This is a genomic window from Tepidiphilus thermophilus, assembly GCF_001418245.1.
Taxonomy (GTDB): domain Bacteria; phylum Pseudomonadota; class Gammaproteobacteria; order Burkholderiales; family Rhodocyclaceae; genus Tepidiphilus; species Tepidiphilus succinatimandens.
In genome coordinates this window covers 68,910-92,502 of the sequence record NZ_LIPU01000003.1, presented here as the reverse complement: position 1 = coordinate 92,502, position 23,593 = coordinate 68,910, and the positions used below count along the sequence as shown (strand labels likewise).

Sequence of the window (23,593 nt, the reverse complement as noted above, 5' to 3'; positions counted from 1 at the left end):
CATGAGCCATTTTCTCGATCGACTGAAATATTTCACCCAAGAGCGCCCTGTCTTCGCCGACGGTCATGGCCAGGTGCGGGAGGAAGACCGGGCGTGGGAAGACGCCTACCGCATGCGTTGGCAGCACGACAAGATCGTGCGCTCGACCCATGGGGTCAATTGCACCGGTTCGTGCAGTTGGAAAATTTACGTGAAAGGCGGCATCGTCACCTGGGAGACCCAGCAGACCGACTATCCGCGCACACGGCCGGACATGCCCAACCACGAACCGCGCGGCTGTCCCCGCGGGGCGAGCTATTCGTGGTATCTCTATAGCGGCAACCGGCTGAAGTATCCCATGGTGCGCGGGCGGCTCATGAGGCTGTGGCGCGAGGCGCGGGAGAAGCTTGGTCCCGTGGAGGCCTGGGCGAGCATCGTCGAGGACCCGGTCAAGTCGCGGGCCTTCAAGTCGGTGCGCGGTCTCGGCGGATTCGTGCGGGCCACCTGGGACGAAGTGAACGAGATCATCGCCGCGGCCAACATCTATACGATCAAGAAATACGGCCCCGATCGCGTCGCTGGTTTTTCGCCGATCCCGGCCATGTCCATGGTCTCCTACGCCGCCGGCAGCCGTTATTTGTCGCTCATCGGCGGGGTGTGCCTGAGTTTCTACGATTGGTACTGCGACCTCCCCCCCTCCAGTCCTCAGACCTGGGGAGAGCAGACCGACGTACCGGAATCGGCAGATTGGTACAACTCGAGCTACCTCATCGCCTGGGGCTCGAACGTGCCACAAACACGCACTCCCGATGCCCACTTCTTCACCGAGGTCCGTTACAAGGGAGCGAAGACCGTGGCCATCACTCCCGATTATTCGGAAGTGGCCAAACTCTGTGACCTATGGCTGCCGGCAAAACAAGGTACCGATGCCGCCTTGGCGCTGGCCATGGGACACGTGATCCTCAAAGAGTTCCATCTTTCGGGCAAGAGCGAGTATTTCCGCGACTACGCCCGGCGCTATACCGACCTGCCGTTCCTGGTGCTGCTCAAGAAGAAGGGGGAGAGCTACGTGGCGGACCGGCTGGTGCGGGCTTCCGACTTCGCCGGCAAGCTGGGGCAGGAGAACAACCCGGAATGGAAAACGGTGGCGTTCGACGAATCGAGCGGCGAGCTGGCAGTCCCCCTCGGCAGCATCGGCTTCCGCTGGGGCGAGTCGGGCAAGTGGAACCTAGAGCAGAAGGACGCCCGCACCGGCAACGATATCAGCGCCCGGCTCACGCTGCTGGGGTGGCATGATGCGGTGGTGCCGGTGGCGTTCCCCTACTTCGGCGGGCGTCCCCACGAGCACTTCCCTCATAACCCGAACGACGAGGTGCTGCTGCGCAATCTCCCGGCGAAGCGGGTTGAGCTGGCCGACGGCGAGGCGCTGGTGGCCACGGTCTACGATCTCATGATGGCCAACTACGGCCTGGACCGGGGCCTCGGCGGCGCAAATGTGGCGACCTCCTACGACGACGACGTGCCCTACACGCCGGCATGGCAGGAGCGGATCACCGGCATCCCTCGCGACCGGGTGATCCAGGTGGCCCGGGAGTTCGCCGACAACGCCAACAAGACCCGGGGCAAGTCCATGATCATCATCGGCGCGGCCATGAACCACTGGTACCACATGGACATGAATTACCGAGCGGTCATCAACATGCTGGTGTTCTGCGGCTGCGTCGGACAGTCGGGGGGCGGCTGGGCCCACTACGTGGGCCAGGAGAAGCTGCGGCCCCAGACCGGTTGGACCGCGCTGGCGTTCGCCCTCGATTGGAACCGGCCGCCGCGACACATGAACTCCACGTCCTTCTTCTACGCCCACACCGACCAGTGGCGCTACGAGAAGCTCAAGGTGTCCGAGATCCTGTCGCCCCTCGCCAGCCCGGAGCAATACCGCGGCAGCCTCATCGATTTCAACGTGCGGGCCGAGCGCATGGGCTGGCTGCCCTCCGCTCCACAGCTTGCAGCGAATCCGCTGGAGGTCACCAAGGCTGCTGCGGCAGCGGGGATGGATCCCAAGGATTACGCGGTGAAGGCCCTTAAAGAAGGCAGCCTCAAGCTTTCCTGCGAGGACCCGGACAATCCGGTGAACTTCCCGAGGAACCTCTTCGTCTGGCGCTCCAACCTCCTGGGCTCTTCGGGCAAGGGGCACGAGTACTTCCTCAAGCATTTGCTGGGTACCCAGCACGGGGTGCAGGGCAAGGATCTGGGCCAGATGGACGAGGAAAAGCCGCAGGAAGTGGTGTGGCACGACCAGGCGCCCGAAGGCAAGCTGGACCTGTTGGTGACCCTGGACTTCCGCATGTCCACCACCTGCCTGTATTCCGACATCGTGCTGCCCACCGCCACCTGGTACGAGAAGAACGACCTCAACACTTCAGACATGCACCCCTTCATCCATCCCCTGTCGGCAGCGGTGGACCCGGCGTGGCAGGCCCGCAGCGACTGGGAGATCTACAAGGGCATCGCCCGCAGGTTCTCCGAGCTGGCGGTGGGGCACCTGGAGGTGGAAAAGGACCTGGTGCTTACGCCGCTCCTGCACGACACGCCAGCGGAGCTGGCCCAGCCCTTGGAGGTCAAGGATTGGAAGAAGGGCGAGGCGGACCTGATCCCGGGGAAGACCGGGCCGCAAATGACGGTGGTGGAGCGGGACTATCCCAATACCTACAAGAAATTCACCGCCCTGGGGCCCCTCATGGCCAGGTTAGGCAACGGCGGCAAGGGCATCGGCTGGAACACCGAGCAGGAGGTGAAAGGGCTGGCGGAGCTCAACTCCACGGTGGCCGAGGAGGGGGTGTCCAAGGGGCTGCCCCGGATCGAGAGCGACATCGACGCGGCGGAGGTGATCCTGTACCTCGCCCCCGAAACCAACGGGGAAGTGGCGGTGAAGGCCTGGGAGGCCCTGTCCAAGATCACCGGACGCAACCACACCCATCTGGCTCGCGGCAGGGAGGAGGACAAGATCCGGTTCCGCGACATCCAGGCCCAGCCGCGCAAGATCATCTCCTCGCCCACTTGGTCCGGCCTGGAGAGCGAGCACGTGTCTTACAACGCCGGCTATACCAACGTGCACGAGCTGATTCCCTGGCGCACCCTCACCGGGCGCCAGCAGCTCTACCAGGACCATCCGTGGATGCGGGCTTTCGGCGAGGCGCTGGTCGCTTACAAGCCGCCCATCGACACCAAGACGGTGCGCGAGCTCCTGGGCAAGCGGGGCAATGGCCATCCCGAGGTGGTGCTCAACTTCATCACGCCCCACCAGAAGTGGGGCATCCACTCTACCTACACCGACAACCTGCTGATGCTGACCCTGTCTCGGGGCGGCCCCATCGTGTGGATCTCGGAGGCCGACGCCCGCAGGGCCGGCATCGAGGACAACGACTGGATCGAGGCCTACAACTTGAACGGGGCGCTCACCGCCCGGGCGGTGGTGTCCCAGCGGGTGCCGCAGGGCATGGTCCTCATGTACCACGCCCAGGAGAAGATCGTGAACACCCCGGGTTCGGAAGTGACCGGCCTGCGGGGCGGCATCCACAACTCGGTGACTCGGGTGTGCCCCAAGCCCACCCACATGATCGGTGGCTACGCCCAGCAAAGCTACGGCTTCAACTACTACGGCACCGTGGGCTCTAACCGGGACGAGTTCATCATCGTGCGCAAGATGGCCAAGGTGGATTGGCTCGACCGGCCCCTTGCCGACGAAACCGCCTAAGGAGATCTCCATGAAAGTCAGAGCTCAGATCGGGATGGTGCTCAACCTAGACAAATGCATCGGTTGCCATACCTGTTCCGTCACGTGCAAGAACGTCTGGACCTCGAGGCCCGGTGTCGAATATGCCTGGTTCAACAACGTCGAGACCAAGCCCGGCGTCGGTTATCCCAAGGAATGGGAGAACCAGGACAAATGGCAAGGCGGCTGGAAGCTCGCCGAGGACGGCACACTTACGCCACGCATCGGTGGGCGCCTGCGTGTGCTCGCATCACTGTTCGCCAACCCCAACCTGCCGGAGATCGACGACTACTACGAACCTTTCACCTTCGATTACGAGCACTTGCAACAGGCACCCCTGTCGCAGACCTCACCCGTGGCCCGACCGCGCTCGCTACTTACCGGCCAGCGCATGGAGAAGATCAAGGGAGGGCCGAACTGGGAAGAATTGCTCGGCGGTGAATTCAGCATCCGCGCTCGCGACCGGAATTTCGCTGCGGTCCAGAAAGAAATCTACGGGCAGTTCGAAAACACCTTCATGATGTATTTGCCGCGCCTATGCGAACACTGCCTCAATCCTACCTGCGTTGCCTCCTGCCCCTCCGGCTCCATCTACAAGCGTGAGGAAGACGGGATCGTCCTCATCGACCAGAACAAGTGCCGCGGCTGGCGCATGTGCATCTCCGGCTGTCCGTACAAGAAGATCTATTTCAACTGGCAGACGAGCAAGGCGGAGAAATGCATTTTCTGCTATCCGCGTATCGAATCAGGCCAGCCGACGGTGTGCTCCGAGACCTGCGTCGGCCGCATCCGCTATCTGGGCGTGCTGCTCTACGACGCCGACCGGATCAAGGAGGCCGCTAGTTCCGCCGAAAAGGATCTCTATCCAGCGCAGCTCGGTGTCTTCCTCGATCCCTTCGACCCCAAGGTGATCGAACAGTCCCGCGCCGACGGGATCCCCGACGACTGGATCCGCGCCGCCCAAGCTTCGCCCGTCTATAAGATGGCCGTGCAATGGCAAGTAGCACTCCCCCTGCATCCCGAATACCGCACGCTACCGATGGTGTGGTACGTACCGCCGCTGTCTCCCATCCAGTCGGCCGCCAACAGCGGCCTGCTGCCGGACGATGGCCTGCTGCCAGACGTGTCGCGGCTGCGCATCCCGTTGCGCTATCTCGCCAACCTGCTCACCGCCGGCGATGTCGCCCCCGTGCAGCGCGCACTCGAGCGCCTGCTCGCCATGCGTGCCTACATGCGGGGCAAGACGGTCGAGGGCAAGGCCGATGCCGCGCTGCTGGAGCGTGTCACGCTCACCGAACCCCAGGTACAGGAGATGTACCGCATCCTTGCCATCGCGAATTACGAAGACCGTTTCGTGATCCCCACCACGCACCGCGAATACGCCGAGGATGCCTACGATCTGCGCGCTTCGTGCGGATTCAGCTTCGGCGACGGCTGTAGCGGCGGTCCCGACAAACCGAGCCTCTTCGGCGGGAAAAAACGGGTGATTCCTCTCAAGGAGATCAGCAAATGAAAACCTATCGCGCACTCGCCGCCCTGCTCGATTACCCCGATGAAGCGCTCCTCGAGGCACTGCCCGAACTCGCCGAGACGATAGAGAGCGAAGCGATCGTGCCATCTGCCGAGCGGGCGCGGCTCCTTGCCTTCCTCGGCCAACTGCAAGGCAGCGATCTGATGGCCCTGCAGGAACACTATGTCGAGCTTTTCGATCGCAGCCGGGCATTGTCGCTGCACCTCTTCGAGCACATCCACGGCGAATCCCGGGATCGAGGTCAGGCGATGGTCGAACTCAAACAGATCTATGCCAGTAAAGGGCTCGAGCTCTCTGCCCGGGAACTGCCGGACTACCTGCCGGTGCTGCTCGAATACCTCTCGCTGTGCAAACCTCGAGAAGCCGCCAAGCTCTTGGGGGAAACTGCCCACGTGCTGGTCATGATCCACGCCGCACTTGCGCGTCGCCGAAGTTACTATACCAATGTATTCGCTGCGCTCCTGGCCGCCGCGGGCTTGGAGGCGCCGGAGGAAGAAATGGAAGCGACCTCGCCCGACGACACTCCCGAAGCGCTCGATGCCGCATGGGCCGAAACCCCCGCCTTCGGCCCACGAGCCGGTGCGGCACTCTGCGGTGCCCCTTCCAGCTGGCAATCGCCTTCCCCTCGTCCCCCCGCCGGTTGCTGATCGCTCCTCAAGGAGAAGACCATGAGCTCTCTACACCAATTCCTGTTCGGCACTTATCCTTATATCGCCTCGGCAATCTTCCTGTTCGGAAGCCTCGTGCGCTTCGATTATGCCCAATACACGTGGAAGAGCGACTCCTCGCAGCTGCTCAAACGCGGTCAATTGCGCTGGGGCAGCAACCTCTTCCACCTCGGCATCCTCTTTCTCTTTCTCGGCCACCTCGTCGGTCTGCTCACACCCCATTGGGTCTATGAACCCTTCCTCGAGCCAGCGCACAAGCAGCTGCTGGCGATGGTCTCTGGAGGAATCGCCGGGACGATGTGCATGATCGGGTTACTTCTTCTGATCCATCGGCGCCTGACCGAGCCGCGCATCCGCGCCAACAGCAAGACGATGGACTTCGTCATCCTCTTCTGGATCCTCTTGACGCTCTCGCTGGGGCTCACGAGCATCTACGTCTCGGCCGGGCATTCCGACGGCAGTGTGATGCTGGCGCTTTCCGACTGGGCACAGCGCATCGTCACCTTTCGTCCCGGGGCCGCTGCGGCAATCGCCGAAGCCCCATTCGTGTTCAAGCTTCACCTTTTCTGCGGCATGACGCTGTTCCTGCTCTTCCCCTTCTCCCGCCTCGTACACATCTGGAGCGGATTTGGCTCCGTCGCCTACCTCGTCCGCCCCTACCAGATCGTGCGCACCCGCCGCCTCGGTCGAGAGGAAACGCAGTGAGCATTTCCTATGCGAGGCGGTTTTCGCCTCGCTCACCCCTGCCGCTGCCACGTCCCCGAGCGTCCGCCGCTTTTGTGCACCAAGCCGACGTCGGTGATGCGCATTCCCTTGTCGATCGCCTTGCACATGTCGTAGACCGTGAGGAGCGCCACCTGCACTGCCGTGAGCGCTTCCATTTCCACGCCGGTGCGCTCGCGCGTCTCGGCCCGGGCGCGGCAGCGCACCGCTACGCGATCCGGTACCGGCTCCACCTCCACCTCCAGGTGCGTGAGCGCCACGGGGTGGCACAGCGGCACCAGTTCCCAAGTGCGTTTCGCCGCCATGATCCCGGCGATGCGCGCCGCCGCCAGGGCGTCACCCTTCTTCAGGTTGCCCTCGACGAGCGCCGTGAGTGCCGCCGGCGACATTTCGAGGTATCCTTCGGCGATCGCGACCCGATGCGTCTTCTCCTTCTCCCCGACGTCCACCATGTGGGCGGCGCCGGTGGCGGTGAGGTGCGGCAAATCGGCCATTCCAACTCCCATAACGCGATGTTCGTGACCCCACGATGATACAGGAGCCGCCGCGATGGACACCCGAGCCCCGGCAAACCCGCCCCTGATCGACCGCTTCGGTCGACACGTCACCTACGTGCGCTTGTCGGTGACGGACCGCTGCGATTTTCGCTGCGTCTACTGCATGAATGAGCAGATGACGTTCCTGCCCAAGGCGCGCATCCTCACTCTGGAAGAGATGGCGCTGATCGGCCGCGCCTTCGTCGAATTGGGCGTGACGAAACTGCGCATCACCGGGGGCGAGCCCCTGGTGCGGCAAAACGTGCTATCGCTCTTCGCCGAACTGGGAAAACTCCCCGGCCTGAAGGAACTCACGCTCACGACCAACGGCTCGCAGCTCGCCCGCCACGCCGCCGCGCTGCGCGAGGCCGGGGTGCGCCGCATCAACGTGAGTCTCGACAGCCTGCGCCCCGAGCGCTTCCGCGCCATCTCGCGCGTGGGCAGCCTCGACAAGGTGCTCGAAGGGATCGAAGCCGCCCGGCGTGCCGGGTTCGAAGCGATCAAACTCAACGCCGTGCCGATGCGCGGCATCAACGACGACGAGATCCTTGATCTGGTCGAATTCGCCGCCGAGCGCGACTTCACCGTCTGTTTCATCGAGGAGATGCCGCTCGGCGAGATCGAAGGACACGATCGGCGCACGAGCTGCGTGCCCAGCGACGAAGTGCGCGCGCGCATCTCGGAGCGTTACACGCTGCTGCCCACCGTCGAACGCACCGGCGGCCCGGCACGCTACGAGCGCATCGCCGAGACCGGCACCCTCGTCGGATTCATTTCGCCACACAGCCACAATTTCTGCGACAGCTGCAACCGTGTGCGCGTCACCACCGAAGGGCGGCTCCTGCTATGCCTGGGACAAGAGCACTCGGTCGACCTGCGCCGAGTCCTGCGCACCCATCCAGGCGAACTCGAACCGCTCAAAGAAGCCATCGTGGCCGCGATGGCGATCAAACCCAAGGGGCACGAGTTCGATCTCACTGCCAAGCCCGTGCTCTTCCGGCACATGAATGCCACCGGCGGTTGACGAAGGGGAATCTCCAATGGAAGAACGCACGAGCGCACTCCTCGAGGCGCTGGACGCCCGGCGCGGCATCCTCGCCGCCGTCGGCGCAGGCGGCAAGAAGACCACGCTCTACCAGATTTTCTCCGCCCACCCGGGACGCGTGGCCCTCACCACCACTACCTTCATCACCGACTTCGGCCCCGAACTCGGCGCCGAGATCCTCATCGCCCCCGAAGACGAACTCGAAGAAAAGGTGCGCGCGAGCCGCGCACGCAAAGTCGCCTACGCCACGCCCTCGGACAAGCCGGGGCGGGTAGCGGCGGTGTCCGGCGAGCGCATCGCCCGGCTGCACCACGAGGGCAGGTTCGATCTCACGCTGGTGAAGGCCGACGGCGCCCGCTCGCGGCTCCTCAAGGCGCCCGCGCCGCACGAACCGAACCTGCCCGAGGCGACCGACACGGTACTCCTCATCCTCTCGCTCCAGGCGCTGGGACGACCCCTCTCCGAGACGATCGCGCACCGCCCCGAGCGCGTCTCCGCCCTCACCGGCCGCGCCCTTGGCGAACCGGTGGCAATCCCTGATTTCGTCGCGCTCTACACGCATGAAAACGGGCTATTGCAAGGAACGTCGGGAAAACGCGCCATCCCCGTGCTCAACATGATCGACGAGGATCGCCTCCTATCCGCCGCCCGCGCGATCGCCGAAGCGACGCTCACCGCCTGTCCGCGCTTCGAGCGCTTCGTGCTCACGAGCCTACGGCGGCCGGGCTACCTCGTAGAGGTCGTGCGGCGCTGAAACGCCTCACTTCAAATTCCCCGAAAGGAACTGCTGCAGCCGCTCGCTGCGCGGGTGCGCCAGCACTTCGCGCGGGTTGCCCTCTTCCTCGACCAGCCCCTGGTGCAGGAACATGACGTGCGTGGACACCTCGCGCGCAAAGCCCATCTCGTGCGTGACCACGATCATGGTGCGGCCCTCCTGCGCGAGGTCGCGCATCACTTTGAGCACCTCGCCGACGAGCTCCGGGTCGAGCGCCGAGGTCGGCTCGTCGAAGAGCATCACCTCTGGCTCCACTGCCAGCGCCCGGGCGATCGCCACGCGCTGCTGCTCGCCGCCGGACATGTGCGAGGGATAGGCGTTCTTGCGGTGCGCCACGCCGACCTTGGCGAGGTAATGCTCGGCGCGCTCGATCGCCTCCTTTTTTGGCACGCCCAGCACGTGTACCGGCACCTCGATCACGTTCTCCAGCGCGGTCATGTGCGACCACAGGTTGAAATGCTGGAAGACCATGGCCAGACGCGAGCGGATGCGCTGCAGCTGCTTGCGATCGGCCGCGCGCAGGGTGCCGTCCTTGGCCGGCACCAGCCGCAATTCTTCGCCGTCGAGCACGATGCGCCCGGCGTTGGGCTGCTCGAGCAGGTTGATGCAGCGCAGCAGGGTGCTCTTGCCCGAACCGCTCGAGCCGATGACGCTGATGACGTCGCCGGCGTCGGCCTTGAGCGAAACCCCTTTGAGGACTTCGTGCGCCCCATAGCGCTTGTGCAAATCGTCGACTTCGAGTTTGACCATGAATGGTTCGCCTTGCGGATCGGGTCTGGCGACAGGAAAATGGCTCAGCGACGCTGCGGCCGCAGGTGGGCGAGCCAGCGGCGCTCGGCGGCCTTGAAGAGCTGCAGCAACAGGAACGTGAGCACGAGATAGAAGGCGCCGGCGGTGAGGTAGGCCTCGAAGGGCAGGAAATACTGCGCGCTGATCGTGCGCGCCACGCCGGTGATGTCGGCGAGCGTCACGAGCGAAGCCATGCTGGTGGCGTGCAGCATCATCACCACTTCGTTGCTGTACTGCGGCAACGCCCGGCGCAGCGCCGAAGGCAGGAGGATGCGCCGGTACATCTGCAGGCGGGACATGCCGGCGGCGCGCGCCGCCTCGATCTCGCCCGGCGGGGTGGTCTTGAGGCAACCGGCGATGATCTCCGCGGTGTAGCCGGAAGTGTTGATGGCAAACGCCAGGCAGGCGCAGAAAGTGGCGTCCGACAGCCAGGGCCAGAGAAGGCTCGCGCGCACGGCCTCGAACTGCGCCACGCCGTAATAGAGCAGGAAGAGCTGCACGAGCATGGGCGTGCCGCGGATCACGTAGGTATAGAACCAGACGGGCAGGTTGAGCCAGGGCGAACCCGACACCCGCATCAGCGCAAGCGGCACCGCCCAGACGAAACCCACGGCGAGCGACACGAAGAGCAGCTGCAGCGTGACGCCCACGCCGTGCAGGAACTGGGGCAGATTCTCCCAGATGACGGAAAAATCGAGGATCACAGCTGCACTTCCCGTACGCCCAGGGAGAACCGCTTCTCGATCACGCGCAGTGCGAGCAGCGACACGCTAGTGATCGCCAGGTAGAGCGCCCCGGCGAGCAGCAGATAGGTGAAGGGCTGGCGCGTGGCGTCCCCCGCCTGCTTGGCGTGGAACATCATGTCCGGCAGGCCCAGCACCGACACGAGGGCGGTGGACTTGATGAGCACCAGCCAGTTGTTGGCGATGCCGGGAATCGACAGGCGCACCGTCTCCGGCCACAGGATGCGGCGGAACACCTGCCAGCGACTCATGCCGTAGGCGAATCCGGCCTCCACCTGCCCTTTGGGGATGGAGAGGAAGGCTCCGCGGAAGGTCTCCGACAGATAGGCACCGAAGATGAATCCCAGGGTGGCCACGCCGGCGGCGAACGGGTCGATGTCGATGTAGTCTTCGTGACCGACGAGCGCCGCGGCGCGATTGACGAGATCCTGACCGCCAAAATAGACCAAAAGAATCATCACCAGATCCGGGATGCCGCGGATCACGGTGGCGTAGGCTTCACCGAGCCAGGCAAGCGGGCGCAGCGGCGAGAGCCGCGCTCCCGCCCCCGCGAGCCCCAGCGCCACGGCCAGCGCCATGGAGCCCAGCGCCAGGTGCAGCGTCAGCCAGCTGCCTTCGACGATGGTGAGCCAATAGCCGCCGCTCATCGCCCATCTCCCATGGGCTCATTCGCCATAGATGTCGAAATCGAAGTATTTCTTCGCGATTTGCTGGTACTTGCCGTTGGCGCGGATCGCGTCGATGGCGGCGTTGAATTTCTCCACCAGCGCCGTGTCGCCCTTGCGCACCGCCACGCCGATACCCTCGCCGAAATACTTCCGGTCGGTGAAGGCCGGCCCCACCGTGGCGAACCCTTTACCGGCATCGGTTTGGAGAAAGCCGAACTGGATGCTCACCGCGTCGGCGAGCGAAGCGTCGATGCGCCCGGCGACGAGGTCGAGGAAGACTTCTTCCTGCGATGCGTAGCGCACCACCTCGATGCCGGCCGGGGCGAAGACGTCGGTGGCATAGCGGTCGAAAATGGTGGCGCGCTGCACGCCGACTTTCTTGCCCTTCAGATCGACCAGGGGATCCTTCACCTCACTGCCCGCCTTCATCACCAGGCGGCCGGGGGTGTAGTAGTATTTCTTGCTGAAATCGACCGATTTCTTGCGCTCGTCGGTGATCGACATCGAAGAGATCACCGCGTCGATCTTGCGCACCTTCAGCGCAGGGATCAGGCCGTCGAACTCCTGCTCGATCCACTGGCACTTGACCTTCATCTCCTCGCACAGGGCGTTGCCGATGTCGTAGTCGAAACCGGCGAGCTTGCCCTCGGGCGTCTTGTAGGCGAAGGGGGGATAGGCGGCTTCGATGCCGATGCGCAAGGGCTTGTCCTCGGCCATCGCCGCACCCGAAGCGAGCGAGCATAAGAGCGCGCCGAACAACAAGAAGAGCTTTTTCATGACCGGCTCCTTCACAGGGAGGTGTGGAAAAAACGCATCGATGCATCGATCGATGTCACGCCCGTAAGTTTCCCGCCGTCGGCCGAAGAAGGGCCTCAGGGGATAAAGGCCGCTCATTTTACCAATACCTTGGCTTGGGCTGCTGCGTGCGCCGCGATTTCGCCCATCCTGTGGATAACTCCCCTTTCGGCGTGGACGGGTTAGAATACCCCCTCGAGCATCGTCAATCCATCCAGAGGGCTTTCCTTGAGTCACGAAGCGTGGACCGCCTGCTGCGAGCGTCTGCGTGCCTCGCTGCCGGCGCAGCAATTCAACACCTGGATCCGCGCCTTGAGCGCCGAACCCGAGGAAGGCGGCGAAGGGGTGCGGCTGCGCGTGCTCGCCCCCAACCGCTTCATCCTGCAGTGGGTGCGCGAGCGCTATTGGCCCAAGATCGCCGAGCATCTCGCCGAGCTCGGCATCGCCCAGGCCGAACTGCAGCTGGGCGCGGCGACCAAAGGGGGAACGCCGCCGCGCCCCTCCCGTGCCGCATCCGCCGAAGTCCCTTCATCGACCGACGCGACCGAGACGCCCGCGGCGGCGGCTCAGGAATCCCCCCCTGCTGCGTCGCCGGCAGAGGAGAGTTCCACCGAACCCAAGCCCAGGCCCGGTCGCAGCGCCCCGAAACGCCGCCCTCTGCCGCTTGCCGAGGACGTCGCTCCTTCCTCGACCCTCGAAGCCCTCTACGAGCGCACGCGGCTCAACCCGGCGGCGACCTTCGACACCCTGGTGACCGGCCGCGCCAACGATCTGGCCCGCGCCGCGGCCATGCAGGTGGCGCACAATCCGGGCGCCTCCTACAACCCCCTTTTCGTCTACGGCGGCGTCGGCCTGGGCAAGACCCACCTCATCCATGCCATCGGCAATGCCATTTTCCGCACCGACCCGCGCGTGGTGATCCGCTACGTGCACGCGGAAGATTACTATGCCGACGTGGTGCGCGCCTACCAGCAGAAGAGCTTCGACGCCTTCAAGCGCTACTACCGTTCGCTCGACGTGCTGCTCATCGACGACATCCAGTTCTTCCAGAACAAGGCGCGCACGCAGGAAGAGTTCTTCCACGCCTTCAACGCCCTCACCGAGGCGCACAAGCAGATCGTCATCACCTGCGACACCTACCCCAAAGACATCCAAGGGCTGGAAGACCGGCTCATCTCGCGCTTCGACTGGGGCCTGACGGTGCAGATCGAACCGCCCGAGCTCGAGATGCGGGTGGCCATCGTGCAGAAGAAGGCGCAACTGCTGGGCGTGCAGGTGGGCGACGACGTGGCCTTCCTGATCGCCAAGAACCTGCGCTCGAACGTGCGCGAGCTCGAAGGCGCGCTCAACAAGGTGGTGGCCTTCGCCAACTTCCACAGCCAGCCGATCACGCTGGAGCTGGCCAAGGAGGCGCTCAAGGACATCCTGCACGCCTACAACCGCCAGCTCAGCGTCGAGCACATCCAGAAGACGGTGGCCGACTACTACAAGACCAAGGTCGCCGACATGCACTCGAAGAAGCGCACGCGCGCGGTGGCGCGGCCGCGCCAGGTGGCGATGTGGCTCGCCAAGGAGCTCACGCCGCTGTCGCTGCCGGCCATCGGCGAGGCCTTCGGCGGGCGCGACCACACGACGGTGCTGCACGCCTACCGCACGATCAACGAGCTGCGGCTGACCGACCCCCAGCTCAACCACGACGTCCACGTGCTGCTGCAGGTGCTGCGCGGCTGAAGACTTTCATTGCAGGAGAGAGACCGAATGCTTTTTCTCGAATCGACCCGCGACCAGCTGCTGCAACCGCTGCTGGCCGCGAGCGGCGTGGTCGAAAAACGCCAGACGATGCCCATCCTCGCCAACGTGCTGCTCGAGCGCGACGCCGGCCGCCTCGGCCTCACCGCCACCGACGGCGAGATGCAGCTCGCCGTACGCATCGACGCGAGCGAGCTGCCGGGTGAAGAGGGAAGGCTCACCGTCAATGCGAAGAAGCTGCTCGACATCCTGCGCAGCCTGCCCGAAGGCGCGGTGATACGGCTCGAGCGCGACGGCGACAGCCGCCTGGTGCTGCGCTGCGGCCGCAGCCGCTTCACGCTGCAGGCGCTGCCGGCCGAAGAATTCCCCCGCCTGGTGGCACCGCAGGGAGAAGACGCGCCGATGCGGCTCACCCAGCGCGAGCTGCGGCGGCTGATCGCGCTCACTTCCTACGCCATGGCGCAGCAGGACATCCGCTATTACCTCGTCGGCATGCTCTTTGCCGCCGAGGGCGACCGGCTCGACGTGGTCACCACCGACAGCCACCGCCTCGCCCACTGCGCCCAGCCGCTCTCCGAGCCCCTGTCTGGCGCACGCGAAGCCATCGTACCGCGCAAGGCGGTGGGCGAACTGCAGCGGCTGCTCGCCGACAGCGACGAGACGGTGGAAGTGCGCATCGCCGACAAACAGATCGTGTTTCGTTTCAAGGACACCGAATTCCTCAGCAAGATCATCGACGGGCGCTTCCCCGACTTCCGCCGCGTCATTCCCAAGGATCACCCCATCCGCGTCTCCTTCGTGCGTACCGAGCTGCAGCAGTCCTTGCAGCGCGTGGCGATCCTTGCCAGCGACAAGATCCGCCCGGTCAAACTCTCCTTCTCCCCGGGCCTGGTGCGCCTGTCGAGCCACAACGCCGAGCAGGAAGAGGCGGTCGAGGAGATCGAGATCGCCTACGACGGCCAACCGCTGGAAATCGGCTTCAACGTCGGCTATCTGCTCGACGTGCTGGGGGCGCTCACCAACGAGGTCGTGCATCTGTCGCTCAAGGACGGCAACGCCGCCACGCTCATCACCGTCCCCGAGGACGAAGGCTTCGAATACGTCGTGATGCCGATGCGCCTGTAGAACCGCAGCAAGAAAAATCTGTCAGACATTTCATCGATACGAGGAAAGAATTTCCGTCATGAGCCGAGACGTGCAGAAAACTCCCAGCGAAACCTACGACGAATCCGCCATCCAGCAGCTCGAAGGGCTGGAGGCCGTGCGCAAGCGTCCCGGCATGTACATCGGCGATACCTCCGACGGCACCGGTCTGCACCACATGGTGTTCGAGGTGGTCGACAACGCCATCGACGAGGCGCTGGCCGGTTACTGCGACGAGATCGTGGTGACGATCCACGCCGACAACTCCGTGTCGGTGATCGACAACGGCCGCGGCATCCCGGTGGGCATCAAGTGGGACGACAAACACGAGCCCAAGCGCAGCGCCGCCGAAATCGTCATGTGCGTGCTGCACGCCGGCGGCAAGTTCAACCAGAACAGCTACAAGGTCTCCGGCGGGCTGCACGGCGTGGGTGTGTCCTGCGTCAACGCGCTCTCCAAGTGGCTGCGGCTCACGGTGCGGCGCGACGGCAAGAAGTACTTCATGGAGTTCCACCGCGGCGTACCGGCCGTGTTCGACGAGGAAGTGATCGACGGCATCCCGGTGCGCAAGATGCGCGAACTGGGGCCGACCACCAAGCGCGGCACCGAGGTGCATTGGCTCGCCGACGAGGAAATCTTCGGCACCGTCGAATACCATTACGACATCCTCGCCAAACGCCTGCGCGAGCTCTCCTTCCTCAACAATGGCGTGCGCATCAAGCTCATCGACCAGCGCACCGGCAAGGAGGAGGATTTCGCCTTCTCCGGCGGGGTGCGCGGCTACGTCGAATACCTCAACCGCAACAAGCAGCCCATCCATCCCCACATCTTCCACGCCCAGGGGGTGGTGAAAGTGCCGCAGGACGTGGGGCACGAAGTGGAGATCGCCGTCGAGGTGGCGATGCAGTGGAACGACAGCTACCAGGAACAGGTGCTGTGCTACACCAACAACATCCCGCAGCCCGACGGCGGCACGCACCTCACGGGGCTGCGCGCCGCGCTCACGCGCGTCATCAACCGCTACATCGAAGAGCAGGAGATCGCGAAGAAGGCCAAGGTCGAGATCACGGGCGATGACATGCGCGAGGGCCTTGCCTGTGTCCTGTCGGTGAAGATGCCCGACCCTAAGTTCGCGAGCCAGACGAAGATGAAGCTCGTCTCCTCCGAGGCGCGCCCGGCGGTCGAAGAGATCGTCTCGGCCAAGCTCGCCGAATTCCTGCTGGAAAACCCCAACGACGCCAAGACGATCTGCGGCAAGATCGTAGAGGCGGCGCGGGCGCGCGAGGCGGCGCGCAAGGCGCGTGAAATGACGCGGCGCAAGGGTTTGCTCGACGGCGTGGGGCTTCCCGGCAAGCTCGCCGACTGCCAGGAAAAGGATCCGGCGCTGTGCGAGCTCTTCCTCGTCGAAGGGGATTCGGCCGGCGGCTCGGCCAAGCAGGGGCGCGACCGCAAATTCCAGGCCATCCTGCCGCTCAAGGGCAAGATCCTCAACGTGGAGAAGGCGCGCTTCGACAAGCTGCTGCAAAGCCAGGAGATCGCCACCCTCATCACGGCGCTGGGCACCGGCATCGGCAAGGACGAATACAAGCCGGAGAAGCTGCGCTACCACCGCATCATCATCATGACGGACGCCGACGTCGATGGCGCCCACATCCGTACCCTGCTGCTCACCTTCTTCTACCGGCAGATGCCCGAGCTCGTCGAGCGCGGCCACATCTACATCGCCCAGCCGCCGCTCTACAAGATCAAGCACGGCAAGACCGAGCTCTACCTCAAGGACGACCAGGAGCTGCAGCAGCACCTGCTCAGGCTCGCCCTCGACGGAGCGGAACTGCTGCCGCGCGAAGGAGCCGAACCGCTGCGTGACGAGACGCTCGCCGGTCTGGCGCGCCAGTATCTGCTGGCCGAATCGCTCATCTCCCGTCACGCCGCGCGCATCGACGCGCAGGCGCTGCGCACGCTTCTCGCCAACGACGTCGCCCTCGACCTCTCCAGCCAGGAAGCGGCCTTGGCCAGTGCCGAGCGGCTGCGCGCCGTGCTCGACGGCGCCCTGGAGGTCGAAGCCGTATTCGACGAGACGAACGAGGAGTGGGTGCTGGAGCTCACGCGCATGCACCACGGCAACGCCCGGCGCTCGCGCATCGACCCCGATTTCCTCGCCTCGCACGACTGGCGCCTCATCCGCGAGGCCGCCCGGACGCTGGCCGATCTCGTCGGCCCGGGGGCGCAGGTGCGCCGCGGCGAAAAAAGCCAGCCGGTGGGCAGTTTCGCCGAGGCGGTGCAGTGGCTCCTCGCCGAAGTCGAGCGCAACCTCGTCAAGCAGCGCTACAAAGGACTGGGCGAGATGAACCCCGAGCAGCTGTGGGAGACGACCATGGACCCGGCGGTGCGGCGGCTGCTGCGCGTGCAGATCGAGGACGCCATCACTGCCGACGAGATCTTCACCACCCTGATGGGCGAGCAGGTCGAGCCGCGGCGCGCCTTCATCGAGACGAACGCGCTCTACGCCCGCAACATCGACGTGTGAGACCGGCGACGGCGCCTCATTCGAGGCTTGCCGTCGCGAGCTTCATCCCGAAGGCGACGAAGAGCGCCCCCACCGCGCCGGTGCCGCCGATGGCGAGCCGCCGGCGTCGGCGGAAGGCCGCGGCGAGTTTGGCGCCGGCGAGCACCAGGGTGGCGAGATAGGTCATGCTGCACAGCTGCACCGACACCCCCAGCACCAGGAAGGCGAGGAGCGGATACTCCGCCTGAGGGTCCACGAACTGGATGAAGAAGGAAAAGAAAAAGAGAATGGCCTTGGGGTTCATCAGGCTGATGAGCAAGGCCGAACGGAAGGGGTGCAAAGCCCCCGTGCGCACTTCTTCTTCGGGCGTGGCGATCGCCTCGCCGCGGCGCAAGGCTTGGCTCGCCCGCCAGGCGGCGCGCATCAGCTGCAGGCCGATCCAGCACAAATAAACCGCCCCCGCGAGCCGCAGACCGAGAAAGAGCGCCGGCACGAGCTTCAAGAGCGAGGCGGCGCCGAACACCGCCGCGAACATCAGCACCGTATCCCCCACAAGTACGCCGAGCGCCGCCCGGGCACCGGCGCGCGCGCCATGGCGCGAGGCCGTGGTCATCACGTAGAGCGAATTGGGCCCCGGCAGCAAAATGATGAAGATGGTGCCGATCAGAAAGGTGGAATAGTCGACGATACCGAGCGACATGGTTCGATCCGCGAAAAGTCGATGGACTCCATGCTAGCCGATATTTCGGCCCTCGAGCTAGCCCCAAACCCAGGGGTTCTTGACCGCCCCCAGCAGTGCTGCTAAAAAGAGAACCTGAGCCGGCGCCAGACCGGCCCGATCATCGACCAGAGGAGGAAGACCATGGGTGCGATCCGTCACCTCGTTGCGGCGTTCGTGCTGTGTGCCCTCGCCGCCGCGGCCCAAGCGCAGACGTACATCACCGTGCTCACCGGCGGCACGAGCGGCGTCTATTACCCGCTGGGGGTGGCCCTTTCCAAGATCTACAGTGAAGCCATTCCCGGCGCCAAGACGAGTGTGCAGGCGACCAAGGCGAGCGCCGAGAATCTCAACCTGCTGCAGGCCGGCCGCGGCGAAGTGGGCTTCTCGCTGGGCGATGCCGTCACCCAAGCATGGACGGGGAACGAGGAAGCCGGTTTCAAACAGAAGCTCGACAAGCTGCGGGCGCTGGCGGCGATCTATCCAAACTATATCCAGATCGTGGCGAGCAAGGAATCCGGCATCCGTACCCTGCAGGATCTGCGCGGCAAGCGCCTGTCGGTGGGAGCGCCGCGCTCCGGCACCGAGCTCAATGCGCGCGCCGTCCTCGCCGCTGCGGGACTGTCCTACGCCGACCTCGGCAAGGTGGAATACCTCCCCTTTGGCGAATCGGTCGAACTGATGAAGAACCGCCAGCTCGACGCCACCTTGCAGTCGGCCGGCTTGGGCGTTTCTTCGATCCGTGACCTGGCGACCAATGTGCCCATCGTCGTCGTCCCGGTGCCGCCGGAGGTCGTGACCAAGATCGGCGATCCGGCCTACCAGCCGGCGGTGATCCCGGCCGGTACCTACAGCGGGCAGGATCAGGACGTCCCGACGGTGGCGGTGCGCAACATTCTGGTGACGCACAGCGGGGTGCCGGAAGAGGTGGTCTATCGCATGACGAAGTCGATGTTCGAGCATCTCGACGAGCTCGTGGCCGCCCATACCGCAGCCAAGGGAATCAAGCTCGAAGAGGCCACCAAGGGTCTGCCGATCCCGCTGCATCCGGGGGCGGAGCGCTATTACCGTGAAGTCGGCCTGATCCGTTGAAGGAGGGGCACCATGCACGAAGGCGTCGGCCAAGCGGCGGAAGACGAGAGGGGGGTTGCTTCACGCCTGCTTTTTCTCATCGCGGTGGCTTTCTCCCTTTTTCAACTCTACACGGCGGCCTTCACGCCTTTCTCTTCCCTGGTCACGCGCGCCGTGCATGTGGGTTTTCTGCTCACGCTCACTTTCGGCTTCCTCGCGCGCGACGGTCTGGCCAAGGGCAAGAGGCTCGTTCCGCTGCTGTTCCTCGCCTGCGCGCTGCTCGCGGCGGGGGTGGCCGCCTATCAGTGGGTGTTCGAGCATGAACTGATGCTGCGCTCGGGCGAGCCGACCTCGCTCGATCTGTGGATTGGCATCACGCTCATGGTGCTCGTCTTCCTCGCCACGCAGCGCATGATGGGCTGGGCCTTGCCGCTCATCTGCGGCGTGCTCGTGCTCTATGCGGTCTATGGGCGCTGGCTACCGGAGCCCTTGAATCACCGTGGTTACCCATGGGAGCAGGTGATCGAGCACCTCTCCTTCGGCACCGAAGGCATCTACGGCATTCCGATCTACGTCAGTTCGAGCTACATCTTCCTCTTCATCCTCTTCGGCGCCTTTCTCGAGCGTGCCGGCATGCTCAAGCTCTTCACCGATTTCGCTCTGGGACTCGTCGGACACACCCAAGGCGGGCCGGCGAAGGTGGCGGTGGTCGCGTCGGCCCTCATGGGGACGATCAACGGCAGCGGCGTGGCCAACGTGGTGACGACCGGCCAGTTCACCATCCGTCTGATGAAGCAGTTCGGCTACCGTGCCGAGTTTGCCGGCGGGGTGGAGGCCACGGCCAGCATGGGCGGACAGATCATGCCGCCGGTGATGGGGGCGGTGGCCTTCATCATGGCCGAGACGATCGGGGTGGAATACGTGGAAGTGGCGCGCGCGGCGCTCATCCCGGCCATCCTCTACTTTGTCACGGCGTTTTGGGTGGTGCATCTGGAGGCAGGGCGACTGGGCCTGACCGGCATGCCCAAGGAGAGCCTGCCCAATCCGTGGCGCGCGGTGCGCGAGCGCTGGCATCTGGTACTGCCGCTGGCGGTGCTGGTCTATCTGCTCTTTTCCGGCTACACGCCGCTCTTCGCCGGCCTCGTCGGCCTGCTGCTCACCGTGGTGCTGATCCTGGGCGCGAGCCTGTCGGAGGCGGCATTGAGGGGCGCGATTCGCACCCTTTTCTGGATCGTACTGGGGCTGATCTGCGCCGCCTTCTTCCGCTGGGGGATCGCTCCGGTGCTGGTGCTCATCGCCGTCCTGGTGCTCGCCTGCGCGTTCCTCCCGAAGAGCCGGCCTATCCTGCCGGATCTGGTCGCGGCGCTGGCTGAGGGGGCGCGGCAGGCGCTGCCGGTGGGAATCGCCTGCGCCCAGGTCGGCGTCATCATCGGCGTGATGACGCTCACCGGGGCGGCCTCGAGCTTTGCCAACGCGGTGCTCGCCGTGGGGCAGCACAGCCTCTTCCTGTCGCTGCTGCTCACCATGCTCGTGTGCCTGGTGCTGGGCATGGGTATCCCGACGATTCCCAACTACATCATCACCAGCTCGCTCGCCGCCCCGGCCCTGTTGCATCTGGGTGTGCCGCTCATCGTCAGCCACATGTTCGTCTTCTATTTCGGCATCATGGCCGATCTCACGCCTCCGGTGGCGCTGGCCTGTTTCGCCGCTGCACCCATCGCCGGGGCCTCGGGCCTGGCCATCAGCCTGCAGGCGATCCGCGTGGCGGTAGCCGGCTTCATCATCCCCTTCATGGCGGTATACGCCCCGGCGCTGATGCTGCAGGGCGATCCAGGATGGCTGGAGGTGGCCTACGTCGTCTTCAAGGCACTGCTGGCCATCTGGCTGTGGGGCTGCACGGCGATCGGTCATTGGCTGGGGCCCCTGTCCTGGTTCGAACGGCTGTGGGCTTTCGTGGCCGCAGCCTTACTGGTGGCCGCCGTCCCGCTCACCGACGAGCTGGGGTTGGCGGCCGGTTTGGCTTTGTTAGGGTGGCACTTCTGGCGCCATCGCCCGCGGCCAGCGCCGACGGCATGAAGTGCCCATGAGCGGTCTGTGCCTGAGCGCGCTGGGAACGACGGTTTTCCTGCCCGTGGGCGTCTTCACCTTGAGCTGGCAGCATTCGATCGAGAAGACGCCGTGGGAAGAGCGCTGGCGCATCGAGGAGGGGGTGCCGGCCCGGCTCGTTTTCGTCGAAGGGCGCATCCGCGGCTCGGGCGCCGGCATGGAGCCCCCGCCGCAGGCGAGGCTGGAGGACGGAGTGTGGGTCTATCACGCGGATCTGCGCCTTCCTGCCTTGCATCTGGCGCACTCGCCCTTTGCGCCGGAATACCGCCTGTGCCTCGAAGAGGGATGTCATGCGCTCGATGCCTGGCTGCCGGCTTTGCCGGAGATCGGGGAAGTCGAGCTCTTTCCCTGCTCGCCGTCTTCGGCGGACTCTCCGCCGAGCGCCACGGATAGCGCCGGCAGCATGGCGCGCAGCGTTTCGGCGAAGAGGTAGAACCGCCCCTCGAAGCGCTCGCGGGCGTCGCGCGCTTCGCCCGCCGTCTCGTCCTCCGCGTCGCTGCGCGCAAGGCGTTTGAGCGCTCCATCGGCAGTGAGCACGAAACTCAGCCGGTCGGCATAGGCGAGCGCGAGCCGCGTCGGGCGTTTGCCGGCCGCCAGGTGGGCGCGGATTTCGGCGGCGACTTTTTCTTCCTGCAGGGGAAGCCGCGCGTAGCGCACGAGCGCGCGGCTGTCGTCCTGCGCTTCGAGCTGCACTTCGTCTTCGAGCGAGAAGGGGCCGGGGGCCTCGCCGGCGAGCAGCCAGTCGGCCATCGCCGAGGCGGGCGCGAGCCGGGTGCGCCAGGGCTTCAAGGGGAAACGTTCGGCGCTGGCGCGCAGGGTGTCGATCACCCGTTCGGCAAGGGCGAGGCTGCCGGCATCGACGGCGAACCACCCTTCGCGCGGATCGATCCACACCGGCACGCGCCGACGCCGGGTGAAGGCGCGCGGCAGCCATTCGGCGCGGATGGCCTCGCGCAGGTCACGCAGTTCCTTGCGCGAGAGGGGATAGCCCCGCTCCTCGGCGATCGCCTCGGCGCGCTGTTCGGCCTCGGCTTTGACCACGCTCGCCGGCAGGAGGCGCTCCTCGCGCACCCAATGCGCCAGCCAGTGCCCCCCTACGTCCGCAATCGCCTCGTCATCGCCGAAGGGCGGCGCCCAGCCCTCGCTCGTTTCGTTCTGCGGCCCCACCGGCAGAAAGGGACGACGGAGGAAGAGCTCGTTCCAGTAGGTGCGCCCTTCCGGACCGTCCCAGCGATAGAGACGCAGGTTCTTGAATTCGATCATGCTTTCCCTCGTTTCTTCCGTGCGATCGCAACGATGCGCGCCATGGTGTCGGCATCGGCCGCGGCATAGGCCTGGGAAAGCCACTCGGCCACGGGCCGGCCGTCGGGCGCGAGCAGAGCCTCGTCCAGGGTGGTGTCATAGCGGAAATTCAGCCCGAGGCGTTCGCCTTCGATGACGAGCGAGATCTCCAGCGTTCCGCCGGGCCGGCCGTCCTGGGGTTCAACGACGAAGCGCAGACGTTTTCCCTCTTCCCACTCGACACGATCGCGGTAGCTGTCGTGGCCAAAGTGCAGCCGGCGCAGCACGTGCGCCGGGCCTCGCTCCAGGATGTCGCAGCCGGTCAGCCCCAGGACGAATTCCTGCGGATGCTCGATGCGCGTCGCCAGGCCCTGCCAGACCTCGATGGCATCGAGTGATTCTTCCGGAGCGAAGAAAAGGCGGTGTTCGAAGTGCACGGCGAGGTCCTCTCGAAGGCTGCAGCGAAGTCTAGGGGCAAGGGACGGCGAGGGCAAGGGGCAAGGGACGGTGGGGCGAAGCCGCGGCGATGGGTAGTTGTACACAGATCTTTTATAAAAACTTTTAGTGTTTACTATGCTCGAGGAGGATCTGTGGAAAACCAAAGAAACACTTTGATAACATTGAAGTTTCCTTGATGGTGATCCCGTGGGCGCATGGGCTTGCAAGCGGTGCGGCGTAGACGAATGCTTTCTCCGATGCGGAAAAAACGGCAAGTTTTCCCCAAACTTTCCCACGCTTTCCCTCGTCCTTGTTCACTGTGGCGGGTTTGCCACAGCAAGAAACCATAAAAAATTTACGGTCTTTAAAAAGACCTTTCTGTATGAATGGTCATTTGCGGCGACATGGGTTGGTAAACAATTTGAAGTAGTAAACAAAAAACCATGTAAACAACGTTCATCCCAAATCTGTGGATAACTTTGTAGCTTCCGCAGGATTTGAGCGTTTCCCCGTCGGGAAAACTTCGGGAAAAACCTGGGAGCGGCGGTGGAGGAATT

At 64.7% G+C, this 23,593-nt stretch carries 19 protein-coding genes and 1 pseudogene; 12 read left to right on the top strand and 8 right to left on the bottom strand.

Annotation, left to right across the window (positions count from 1 at the left end; all coding sequences use genetic code 11):
* Position 1 precedes the first annotated feature (1 nt).
* The 4 genes from ASC37_RS03550 to narI are packed head-to-tail and all read left to right on the top strand — an operon-like array spanning position 2 to position 6,655.
* Positions 2-3,733, top strand: coding sequence for a nitrate reductase subunit alpha (locus ASC37_RS03550; RefSeq protein ID WP_055423062.1), 3,732 nt, complete (start codon positions 2-4; stop codon positions 3,731-3,733).
* A 10-nt stretch (positions 3,734-3,743) separates the two neighbouring features.
* A complete protein-coding gene (narH, locus tag ASC37_RS03545) occupies positions 3,744-5,264 on the top strand; it encodes a nitrate reductase subunit beta (RefSeq protein WP_055423061.1) in 1,521 nt (506 codons plus the stop codon).
* Positions 5,261-5,929 carry a nitrate reductase molybdenum cofactor assembly chaperone gene (narJ, locus tag ASC37_RS03540; RefSeq protein WP_072247912.1) on the top strand — a complete coding sequence of 223 codons (669 nt, stop codon included), beginning with the start codon at positions 5,261-5,263 and terminating at the stop codon, positions 5,927-5,929. Before narH ends, narJ begins: the two co-directional genes overlap by 4 nt.
* Positions 5,930-5,950: 21 nt before the next feature.
* Positions 5,951-6,655 carry a respiratory nitrate reductase subunit gamma gene (gene narI, locus ASC37_RS03535; RefSeq protein ID WP_055423060.1) on the top strand — a complete coding sequence of 235 codons (705 nt, stop codon included), beginning with the start codon at positions 5,951-5,953 and terminating at the stop codon, positions 6,653-6,655.
* A 32-nt stretch (positions 6,656-6,687) separates the two neighbouring features.
* On the opposite strand, the gene moaC is transcribed toward narI, so the two are convergent.
* Positions 6,688-7,167, bottom strand: coding sequence for a cyclic pyranopterin monophosphate synthase MoaC (moaC, locus tag ASC37_RS03530; protein ID WP_055423059.1), 480 nt, complete (start codon positions 7,165-7,167; stop codon positions 6,688-6,690).
* 55 nt (positions 7,168-7,222) lie between these two features.
* Here moaC and moaA point away from each other — a divergent pair, with 55 nt between their 5' ends.
* Positions 7,223-8,233 (top strand): GTP 3',8-cyclase MoaA, encoded by a 1,011-nt coding sequence (gene moaA / locus ASC37_RS03525; protein WP_055423058.1) that lies wholly within the window; start codon positions 7,223-7,225, stop codon positions 8,231-8,233.
* A 16-nt stretch (positions 8,234-8,249) separates the two neighbouring features.
* Complete coding sequence (yqeC, locus tag ASC37_RS03520; protein ID WP_055423057.1) at positions 8,250-9,008, top strand: selenium cofactor biosynthesis protein YqeC; 759 nt, start codon at positions 8,250-8,252, stop codon at positions 9,006-9,008.
* Positions 9,009-9,014: 6 nt separating this feature from the next.
* Here the strand turns inward: yqeC and ASC37_RS03515 are convergent, their stop codons facing one another.
* From ASC37_RS03515 to ASC37_RS03500, 4 genes are read right to left on the bottom strand one after another with little or no spacing between them, the layout of a single operon-like run.
* Positions 9,015-9,779 carry an ABC transporter ATP-binding protein gene (locus ASC37_RS03515; RefSeq protein WP_055423056.1) on the bottom strand — a complete coding sequence of 255 codons (765 nt, stop codon included), beginning with the start codon at positions 9,777-9,779 and terminating at the stop codon, positions 9,015-9,017.
* A 44-nt stretch (positions 9,780-9,823) separates the two neighbouring features.
* Positions 9,824-10,522: an ABC transporter permease gene (locus ASC37_RS03510; protein WP_055423055.1), complete on the bottom strand. Its 699-nt coding sequence runs from the start codon at positions 10,520-10,522 to the stop codon at positions 9,824-9,826.
* Positions 10,519-11,208 carry an ABC transporter permease gene (locus ASC37_RS03505; RefSeq protein WP_055423054.1) on the bottom strand — a complete coding sequence of 230 codons (690 nt, stop codon included), beginning with the start codon at positions 11,206-11,208 and terminating at the stop codon, positions 10,519-10,521. Before ASC37_RS03505 ends, ASC37_RS03510 begins: the two co-directional genes overlap by 4 nt.
* Positions 11,209-11,226: 18 nt before the next feature.
* A complete protein-coding gene (locus ASC37_RS03500; protein ID WP_055423053.1) occupies positions 11,227-12,006 on the bottom strand; it encodes an ABC transporter substrate-binding protein in 780 nt (259 codons plus the stop codon).
* A gap of 246 nt (positions 12,007-12,252) precedes the next feature.
* Between ASC37_RS03500 and dnaA the strand changes: the two genes are divergently transcribed.
* The 3 genes from dnaA to gyrB are packed head-to-tail and all read left to right on the top strand — an operon-like array spanning position 12,253 to position 17,443.
* A complete protein-coding gene (gene dnaA, locus ASC37_RS03495) occupies positions 12,253-13,755 on the top strand; it encodes a chromosomal replication initiator protein DnaA (protein ID WP_055423052.1) in 1,503 nt (500 codons plus the stop codon).
* A gap of 27 nt (positions 13,756-13,782) precedes the next feature.
* Complete coding sequence (gene dnaN, locus ASC37_RS03490; protein ID WP_055423051.1) at positions 13,783-14,898, top strand: DNA polymerase III subunit beta; 1,116 nt, start codon at positions 13,783-13,785, stop codon at positions 14,896-14,898.
* A gap of 58 nt (positions 14,899-14,956) precedes the next feature.
* Positions 14,957-17,443: a DNA topoisomerase (ATP-hydrolyzing) subunit B gene (gyrB, locus tag ASC37_RS03485; protein ID WP_055423050.1), complete on the top strand. Its 2,487-nt coding sequence runs from the start codon at positions 14,957-14,959 to the stop codon at positions 17,441-17,443.
* A 16-nt stretch (positions 17,444-17,459) separates the two neighbouring features.
* Here gyrB and leuE read toward each other — a convergent pair whose 3' ends face one another.
* On the bottom strand, positions 17,460-18,122 hold the full coding sequence (leuE, locus tag ASC37_RS03480) for a leucine efflux protein LeuE (protein ID WP_055423049.1): 663 nt from the start codon (positions 18,120-18,122) through the stop codon (positions 17,460-17,462).
* A 162-nt stretch (positions 18,123-18,284) separates the two neighbouring features.
* Between leuE and ASC37_RS03475 the strand changes: the two genes are divergently transcribed.
* From ASC37_RS03475 to ASC37_RS11890, 3 genes are read left to right on the top strand one after another with little or no spacing between them, the layout of a single operon-like run.
* Positions 18,285-19,232: a TAXI family TRAP transporter solute-binding subunit gene (locus tag ASC37_RS03475; protein WP_055423048.1), complete on the top strand. Its 948-nt coding sequence runs from the start codon at positions 18,285-18,287 to the stop codon at positions 19,230-19,232.
* 12 nt (positions 19,233-19,244) lie between these two features.
* The gene (locus ASC37_RS03470; RefSeq protein ID WP_055423047.1) at positions 19,245-21,287 is read left to right on the top strand and encodes a TRAP transporter permease; all 2,043 of its coding nucleotides are present in this window, start codon (positions 19,245-19,247) and stop codon (positions 21,285-21,287) included.
* Between the two features lie 7 nt (positions 21,288-21,294).
* Positions 21,295-21,750, top strand: coding sequence for a DUF1850 domain-containing protein (locus tag ASC37_RS11890; RefSeq protein ID WP_072247911.1), 456 nt, complete (start codon positions 21,295-21,297; stop codon positions 21,748-21,750).
* Here ASC37_RS11890 and ASC37_RS03465 read toward each other — a convergent pair.
* Both ASC37_RS03465 and ASC37_RS11485 read right to left on the bottom strand, forming a co-directional pair.
* A pseudogene (locus ASC37_RS03465) lies at positions 21,747-22,580 on the bottom strand (recombination-associated protein RdgC); the annotation flags it as partial. The gene ASC37_RS11890 and the pseudogene ASC37_RS03465 overlap by 4 nt on opposite strands.
* Positions 22,577-23,035, bottom strand: coding sequence for an AtaL-like protein (locus tag ASC37_RS11485; protein ID WP_055423046.1), 459 nt, complete (start codon positions 23,033-23,035; stop codon positions 22,577-22,579). The pseudogene ASC37_RS03465 and the gene ASC37_RS11485, both read right to left, overlap by 4 nt.
* Between the last annotated feature and the right edge of the window lie 558 nt (positions 23,036-23,593).

Bases quoted from the DNA above. Each gene is read 5' to 3' on its own strand.
- moaA (WP_055423058.1), top strand. From the start codon at position 7,223: ATGGACACCCGAGCCCCGGCAAACCCGCCCCTGATCGACCGCTTCGGT.
- ASC37_RS03500 (WP_055423053.1), bottom strand. From the start codon at position 12,006: ATGAAAAAGCTCTTCTTGTTGTTCGGCGCGCTCTTATGCTCGCTCGCT.
- narI (WP_055423060.1), top strand. From the start codon at position 5,951: ATGAGCTCTCTACACCAATTCCTGTTCGGCACTTATCCTTATATCGCC.
- dnaN (WP_055423051.1), top strand. From the start codon at position 13,783: ATGCTTTTTCTCGAATCGACCCGCGACCAGCTGCTGCAACCGCTGCTG.
- moaC (WP_055423059.1), bottom strand. From the start codon at position 7,167: ATGGCCGATTTGCCGCACCTCACCGCCACCGGCGCCGCCCACATGGTG.
- ASC37_RS03505 (WP_055423054.1), bottom strand. From the start codon at position 11,208: ATGAGCGGCGGCTATTGGCTCACCATCGTCGAAGGCAGCTGGCTGACG.
- ASC37_RS03470 (WP_055423047.1), top strand. From the start codon at position 19,245: ATGCACGAAGGCGTCGGCCAAGCGGCGGAAGACGAGAGGGGGGTTGCT.
- ASC37_RS03515 (WP_055423056.1), bottom strand. From the start codon at position 9,779: ATGGTCAAACTCGAAGTCGACGATTTGCACAAGCGCTATGGGGCGCAC.
- ASC37_RS11890 (WP_072247911.1), top strand. From the start codon at position 21,295: ATGAGCGGTCTGTGCCTGAGCGCGCTGGGAACGACGGTTTTCCTGCCC.
- ASC37_RS03475 (WP_055423048.1), top strand. From the start codon at position 18,285: ATGGGTGCGATCCGTCACCTCGTTGCGGCGTTCGTGCTGTGTGCCCTC.
- narH (WP_055423061.1), top strand. From the start codon at position 3,744: ATGAAAGTCAGAGCTCAGATCGGGATGGTGCTCAACCTAGACAAATGC.
- narJ (WP_072247912.1), top strand. From the start codon at position 5,261: ATGAAAACCTATCGCGCACTCGCCGCCCTGCTCGATTACCCCGATGAA.
- gyrB (WP_055423050.1), top strand. From the start codon at position 14,957: ATGAGCCGAGACGTGCAGAAAACTCCCAGCGAAACCTACGACGAATCC.
- ASC37_RS03550 (WP_055423062.1), top strand. From the start codon at position 2: ATGAGCCATTTTCTCGATCGACTGAAATATTTCACCCAAGAGCGCCCT.
- leuE (WP_055423049.1), bottom strand. From the start codon at position 18,122: ATGTCGCTCGGTATCGTCGACTATTCCACCTTTCTGATCGGCACCATC.
- yqeC (WP_055423057.1), top strand. From the start codon at position 8,250: ATGGAAGAACGCACGAGCGCACTCCTCGAGGCGCTGGACGCCCGGCGC.